Annotated in this window: 6 protein-coding genes; all 6 read right to left on the bottom strand. The window is 69.3% G+C overall.

The genetic code is table 11. The features are described from left to right. Window positions 1-52 precede the first annotated feature (52 nt). A complete protein-coding gene (gene pssA / locus UW392_RS03770) occupies window positions 53-835 on the bottom strand; it encodes a CDP-diacylglycerol--serine O-phosphatidyltransferase (protein WP_320773406.1) in 783 nt (260 codons plus the stop codon). A 58-nt stretch (window positions 836-893) separates the two neighbouring features. Then, a complete protein-coding gene (locus UW392_RS03765) occupies window positions 894-1550 on the bottom strand; it encodes a phosphatidylserine decarboxylase (RefSeq protein ID WP_320773404.1) in 657 nt (218 codons plus the stop codon). 181 nt (window positions 1551-1731) lie between these two features. After that, window positions 1732-2937, bottom strand: a complete 1206-nt coding sequence (locus tag UW392_RS03760) for an acyl-CoA dehydrogenase family protein (protein WP_320773403.1) — start codon at window positions 2935-2937, stop codon at window positions 1732-1734. A 2-nt stretch (window positions 2938-2939) separates the two neighbouring features. Next, window positions 2940-3452, bottom strand: a complete 513-nt coding sequence (locus UW392_RS03755) for a MaoC family dehydratase (RefSeq protein ID WP_320773402.1) — start codon at window positions 3450-3452, stop codon at window positions 2940-2942. Between the two features lie 5 nt (window positions 3453-3457). Then, window positions 3458-4432: a CoA ester lyase gene (locus tag UW392_RS03750; RefSeq protein ID WP_320773401.1), complete on the bottom strand. Its 975-nt coding sequence runs from the start codon at window positions 4430-4432 to the stop codon at window positions 3458-3460. Next, entirely contained in the window at window positions 4429-6450 is a 2022-nt protein-coding gene (locus UW392_RS03745) for a protein meaA (RefSeq protein ID WP_320773400.1), read from the bottom strand. The genes UW392_RS03750 and UW392_RS03745 overlap by 4 nt, the downstream gene beginning before the upstream one ends. Window position 6451 lies beyond the last annotated feature (1 nt).

The raw sequence follows: 6451 nt of genomic DNA, 5'->3' as shown, positions 1-6451 counted from the left end.
CCCGAGCCGTCCGGCTCGGGCCCACACCCGTCGTCCTGCGTTCCCGTCCCCGTTACGGCGTCTGCGCCGCGCGCGCCTCACGCCGGTTGTCGCGGAAGTTGTTCACCCGTCGGGCCGTGGCGAAGAGCGGAATCACCGCGCCCAGGACGAGCTGGAGGGCACAACCGGTCTGGAGCAGCAGCTGGCCGCCGGGGGCGTCGAAGGCCCAGGCCGCCAGGAGCCCCATGGACATGACGATCCAGGAGAGCATCGCCACGGCGAGCGGACCCCGCGGCTTCGGGTACTCGACCCGGCTCACCATCAGCCACGCCGTGCCGATGATCGCCAGCAGCGTCGCCACGAAGGGCAGCTCCAGGAGCACGATCGAGACGACCGTGAGCGCGCCGAACGGTGACGGCATGCCCTGGAAGGTGCCGTCCTTCACCGTCACGCAACTGAACCGCGCGAGCCGCAGCACCACCGCCAGCAGCACCACGATCGCCCCGACCGCCGCGACCCGCTGGTGCGCGTCGTCCGCGACCATGCCGTACACCAGCACGAAGTACGCCGGGGCCAGGCCGAAGCTGATCAGGTCGGAGAGGTTGTCGAGCTCGGCGCCCATCGGCGAGGAGCGCAGCTTGCGCGCCACCAGGCCGTCGAAGAGGTCGAAGACCGCCGCGCAGAGCATCAGGATGACCGCCGTGGCCGCGCTGTGGCGGGCCATGCCGGTCTCCTGGCTTCCGGTCAGGTGCGGGATCAGGATGCCGGTGGTGGTGAAGTACACCGCCATGAAGCCGCACGTGGCGTTGCCGAGCGTGAGGGTGTCCGCTATCGACAGACGGAGGGAGAGCGGCATCTCCTCCTCTTCGTCGTCCTCGACCGCATCGGGCGCCCAGCCCGGCTTGGTATCAGGATCAATCACGGTCAATGCGAGTCACCCCAGCCACGGTCTTCTGACCGACCTCCACGGCCACCTCGACACCCTCCGGAAGGTAGATGTCGACGCGGCTGCCGAAGCGGATCAGGCCGATCCGGTCTCCCTGCTCCACCTTCGTGCCCTGCGGCACATAAGGAACGATACGACGAGCGACGGCGCCGGCGATCTGGACCATCTCGATGTCACCGAGCTCGGTGTCGAAGTGCCAGACGACGCGCTCGTTGTTCTCGCTCTCCTTGTTGAAAGCCGGAACGAACCCACCGGGGATGTGCTCGACCGAGGTGACCGTGCCGGAGAGCGGCGCACGGTTCACGTGGACGTTGAGCGGGCTCATGAAGATGGCGACGCGGGTGCGGCCGTCCTTCCACGGCATGATGCTCTGCACCACACCGTCGGCGGGGGAGATGACCCGGCCCTGGGCGATCTCGCGCTCGGGGTCGCGGAAGAACCACAGCATGCCCGCCGCGAGCGCGGTGGCGGGCACGGCCACGGCCTTGGCGACGCCGGAGCGGCGCGCACGGGCGAGGCTGAGGGCTGCGGTGGCGACGGTCGGGAGAAGCCACGGCGATGCTCCGCGCGCAAGGCGTACGCCGGCCTGGCTGTCGCGAGGTGCAGAGGTTTGGCTGTGGGGCATGGATGACCTTCGTAGCGGATGATGCCGCGCATGAACGGGGGACGGCGGCTTTCTATCGGATCGTACCGGGCGCGGGCCACAACTGGGCAAGCCAGGAAGCCGAGTCGGCGTCCCGAGGGGGTTGACGGGGTGTGATCTTCTTCTCGAAGAAAACACCCCTATACCGGCACGAAAGCGACATCTATCCCTCGAAGTGGTACTCCTCGAGCAGTCGCCGCCCGATGATCATTTTCTGGATCTCGGCGGTACCCTCACCGATCAGCAGCATCGGCGCCTCCCGGTAGAGGCGCTCGATCTCGTACTCCTTGGAGAAGCCGTAGCCGCCGTGGATCCGGAAGGAGTCCTCCACGACCTCCTTGCAGTACTCGGCGGCGAGGTACTTCGCCATCCCGGCTTCCAGGTCGTTTCGCTCCCCGGAGTCCTTTTTGCGGGCCGCGTTCACCATCATCGCGTGGGCGGCCTCCACCTTGGTGGCCATCTCCGCCAGCTTGAACTGGATGGCCTGGTGCTGGGCGATCGGCTTGCCGAAGGTGTGCCGCTGCTGGGCGTAGCGGACGCCGAGCTCGAACGCGCGCTGGGCCACTCCGCAGCCGCGCGCGGCCACGTTGACCCGGCCGACCTCCACACCGTCCATCATTTGGTAAAACCCTCGGCCGGTGGTCCCGCCGAGCACCCGATCGGCCGGTATGCGAAGGGCGTGCATGATGAGCTCGGTGGTGTCGACGCCCTTGTAACCCATCTTGTCGATCTTCCCGGGGACGGTGAGCCCGGGCCGGACCTCCCCGAAGCCGGGCTCCTTCTCGACCAGGAACGTCGTCATCGACCGGTGGGCGGGCGTGCCCTGCGGGTGTCCTTCGTCACTGCGGACCAGGACGGCGACGAGGGTGGACGTTCCCCCGTTGGTCAGCCACATCTTCTGCCCGTCCAGCACGTACGCGTCGCCGTCCCGCACCGCCTTCGACGTGATCGCGGACACGTCCGAGCCCAGCGCCGGCTCCGACATCGAGAAGGCGCCCCGCACCTCACCGGTCGCCATCCGCGGCAGGAAGTGCTCCTTCTGCTCCCGCGTGCCGTGCTGCTTGAGCATGTACGCCACGATGAAGTGGGTGTTGACGATGCCGGACACGGACATCCAGCCGCGGGCGATCTCCTCCACGCACAGCGCGTACGTGAGCAGGGACTCGCCCAGGCCGCCGTACTCCTCGGGAACCATCAGCCCGAACAGGCCCAGTTCCTTGAGCCCGTCGACGATCTCCTGCGGATACTCGTCGCGGTGCTCCAGCGCGGTCGCGACGGGGAGGATCTCCTTGTCCACGAAGTCCCGGACGGTGGACACGATCTCCTGCTGCACGTCCGTGAGCCCGTGGGTCTGGGCGAGTCGGGCCATGACTACCTCTCCTGCCGCTTCAGTTCCGGGCGGCCCGGCTGCTCGCCGCCACGCTCCTCGATGTACGTCCCGGTCGGCACCATCACCTTGCGGCGGAACACGCAGACCAGCGTGCCGTCCTGTGTGTAGCCCCTCGTCTCCACGTGCACGATCCCGCGGTCGCCCTTCGACTTCGACGGCCACTTGTCGAGTACGGTCGTCTCGCCGTAGACCGTGTCACCGTGGAAGGTGGGCGCCACGTGCTTCAGCGACTCGACCTCCAGGTTGGCGATCGCCTTGCCGGAGACGTCCGGGACGGACATGCCGAGCAGCAGCGAGTAGACGTAGTTGCCGACCACCACGTTCTTCCCGAAGTCGGTGGTGCGCTCGGCGTAGTTGGCGTCCAGGTGCAGCGGGTGGTGGTTCATGGTGAGGAGGCAGAAGAGGTGGTCGTCGTACTCCGTGACCGTCTTGCCCGGCCAGTGCTTGTAGACGGCCCCGACCTCGAACTCCTCGTAGGTGCGTCCGAACTGCATGCGCCTCAGGCCTCCGGGACGTCGAACGTCGAGGTGCGCTCCATGCCGGCGGCGCGGCCCTTGCCCGCGACGACCAGCGCCATCTTCCGGCTGGCCTCGTCGATCATCTCGTCGCCGAGCATCGCGGAGCCCTTCTTCCCGCCCGCCTCGGACGTGTGGTACTCGTACGCGTCCAGGATCAGCTCGGCGTGGTCGTAGTCCTCCTGGGAGGGCGAGAACACCTCGTTGGCCGCCTCGACCTGGCCCGGGTGCAGCACCCACTTCCCGTCGAAGCCGAGGGCCGCGGCGCGCTGCGCGACCTCGCGGAACCCGTCCACGTTCTTGATCTGCAGGTAGGGGCCGTCGATCGCCTGGAGGTCGTTGGCGCGGGCCGCCATCAGGATCTTCATCAGGATGTAGTGGTAGGCGTCCGCCGGGTAGCCGGGCGGCTGCTCGCCCACGACCAGGGTCTTCATGTTGATGGAGGCCATGAAGTCGGCCGGGCCGAAGACGATGGTCTCCACGCGCGGGGAGGCCTCGGCGATCTCGTTGACGTTGTTCAGGCCCCGCGCGTTCTCGATCTGCGCCTCGATGCCGATCCGGCCGACCTCGAACCCCATCGTCCTCTCGATCTGCGTGAGCAGCAGGTCCAGCGCGACGATCTGCTGCGCGTCCTGGACCTTCGGCAGCATGATGCAGTCCAGGTTCTGCCCGGCGCCCTCGACGACCGTGACGACGTCGCGGTACGTCCACTGGGTCGTCCAGTCGTTGACGCGCACCACCCGGGTCTTGCCCGTCCAGTCGCCCTCGTTGAGGAACTTCACGATCGTGTGCCGCGCCTCCGGCTTGGCGAGCGGGGCGCAGGCGTCCTCCAGGTCCAGGAAGACCTGGTCGGCGGGGAGGCCCTGCGCCTTCTCCAGGAAGCGGGGGTTCGAGCCCGGGACGGCCAGGCACGAGCGGCGCGGGCGGAGCCGGTTGACCTGCGGTGCGGGACTGGTCATGCGGTGACCTCCAGGGGGTCGAGCTTGTTCGCCTTCCGGATCTCGTCGACGATACGGCCGATGATTCCGGTGATGTCGAAGTCCTTCGGGGTGAAGACGGCGGCCACCCCGGCGGCCCTCAGCCGCTCGGCGTCGCCGTTCGGGATGATGCCGCCGGCGATCACCGGGATGTCGGCGGCGCCGGCCGTGCGCAGCCGCTCCAGCACGTCCGGCACCAGCCGTGCGTGCGAACCGGACAGGATCGACAGGCCCACCGCGTGCACGTCCTCGGCGAGGGCCGCGTCCACGATCTGCTCGGGCGTCAGCCGGATGCCCTGGTAGACCACCTCGAACCCGGCGTCGCGGGCCCGCACGGCGATCTGCTCGGCGCCGTTGGAGTGCCCGTCCAGGCCCGGCTTGCCGACCAGGAAGCGCAGCTTGCCCACGCCCAGGTCGCGGGCGGTCAGGCCCACCCGGAGGCGCACCCCGGCCAGCGCGGTGCCCTCGGCGGCGGTCACCGCGACCGGCGCGGACGACACCCCCGTCGGCGCCCGGTACTCGCCGAACACCTCGCGCAGGGCGCCGGCCCACTCGCCGGTCGTCACCCCGGCGCGGGCGCACTCCAGGGTGGGCCCCATGAGGTCGCCGGTGCCGCGTGCCACCTCCTTCAGCCGCTCCAGCGCGTGGCGCGGGCGCGACTCGTCGCGGGTGTCCCGCCAGTCGCGCAGCGCCTCCACCACCCGGGCCTCGACCGCCGGGTCGACCGTCTGGATCGCGGCGTCCAGGTCGGCGGTGAGCGGGTTCGGCTCGGTCGACTCGTGGATGTTGACGCCGACGATCTTCTCCGCGCCGGACTCGATCCGGGCCCGGCGCTCGGCGTGCGAGGCGACCAGCCGCGACTTCAGGTAGCCCGACTCCACGGCGGCCAGCGCACCGCCCATCCGCTGGATGCGGTCGATCTCCTCCCACGCGGCCCCGACCAGTCCGGCGACCTTCGCCTCGACCACGTGCGAGCCGTCGAACACGTCCTCGTACTCCAGCAGATCGCTCTCGTGGGCGAGGACCTGCTGGATGCGCAAGGACCACTGCTGGTCCCAGGGGCGGGGCAGGCCCAGCGCCTCGTTCCAGGCGGGCAACTGCACGGCACGCGCGCGTGCGTCCTTGGAGAGGGTCACCGCGAGCATCTCCAGCACGATCCGCTGGACGTTGTTCTCCGGCTGCGCCTCGGTCAGCCCGAGCGAGTTGACCTGGACGCCGTACCGGAACCGCCGCTGCCGGGGGTCCTCGATGCCGTACCGCTCGCGCGTGACGCGGTCCCAGATCCGGCCGAACGCCCGCATCTTGCACATCTCCTCGATGAACCGGACGCCCGCGTTCACGAAGAAGGAGATCCGGCCGACCACCTCGCCCATGCGCTCCGCGGGCACCTGGCCCGAGTCGCGGACGGCGTCGAGGACCGCGACGGCCGTCGACATCGCGTACGCGATCTCCTGCACCGGCGTGGCGCCCGCCTCCTGCAGGTGGTAGCTGCAGATGTTGATCGGGTTCCACTTCGGGAGGCGGGAGACCGTGTACGCGATCAGGTCGGTGGTCAGCCGGAGTGACGGGCCCGGCGGGAACACGTGCGTGCCCCGCGACAGGTACTCCTTCACGATGTCGTTCTGGGTGGTGCCCTGGAGCCGGGTGAGGTCCGCGCCCTGCTCCTCGGCGACCACCTGGTAGAGCGCCAGCAGCCACATGGCGGTGGCGTTGATGGTCATCGAGGTGTTCGTCCGCTCCAGCGGGATGTCCTGGAACAGCCGGCGCATGTCACCGAGGTGCGAGACGGGGACCCCGACCCGGCCGACCTCACCGCGCGCGAGGACGTGGTCGGGGTCGTAACCGGTCTGCGTCGGCAGGTCGAACGCCACCGACAGGCCGGTCTGGCCCTTGGCGAGGTTGCGCCGGTACAGCTCGTTGGAGGCCTCGGCGGTGGAGTGCCCGGCATAGGTCCGCATGAGCCACGGCCGGTCCTTCTGACGCTGACGCTGCTCACTCATG

The sequence above is a fragment of the Streptomyces sp. CRN 30 genome (genome assembly GCF_034105845.1).
This window is presented reverse-complemented; position numbering and strand designations above follow the sequence as displayed.

Bases quoted from the DNA above. Each gene is read 5' to 3' on its own strand.
- UW392_RS03755 (WP_320773402.1), bottom strand. From the start codon at position 3,452: ATGCAGTTCGGACGCACCTACGAGGAGTTCGAGGTCGGGGCCGTCTAC.
- UW392_RS03745 (WP_320773400.1), bottom strand. From the start codon at position 6,450: ATGAGTGAGCAGCGTCAGCGTCAGAAGGACCGGCCGTGGCTCATGCGG.
- UW392_RS03760 (WP_320773403.1), bottom strand. From the start codon at position 2,937: ATGGCCCGACTCGCCCAGACCCACGGGCTCACGGACGTGCAGCAGGAG.
- pssA (WP_320773406.1), bottom strand. From the start codon at position 835: ATGCCGCTCTCCCTCCGTCTGTCGATAGCGGACACCCTCACGCTCGGC.
- UW392_RS03765 (WP_320773404.1), bottom strand. From the start codon at position 1,550: ATGCCCCACAGCCAAACCTCTGCACCTCGCGACAGCCAGGCCGGCGTA.
- UW392_RS03750 (WP_320773401.1), bottom strand. From the start codon at position 4,432: ATGACCAGTCCCGCACCGCAGGTCAACCGGCTCCGCCCGCGCCGCTCG.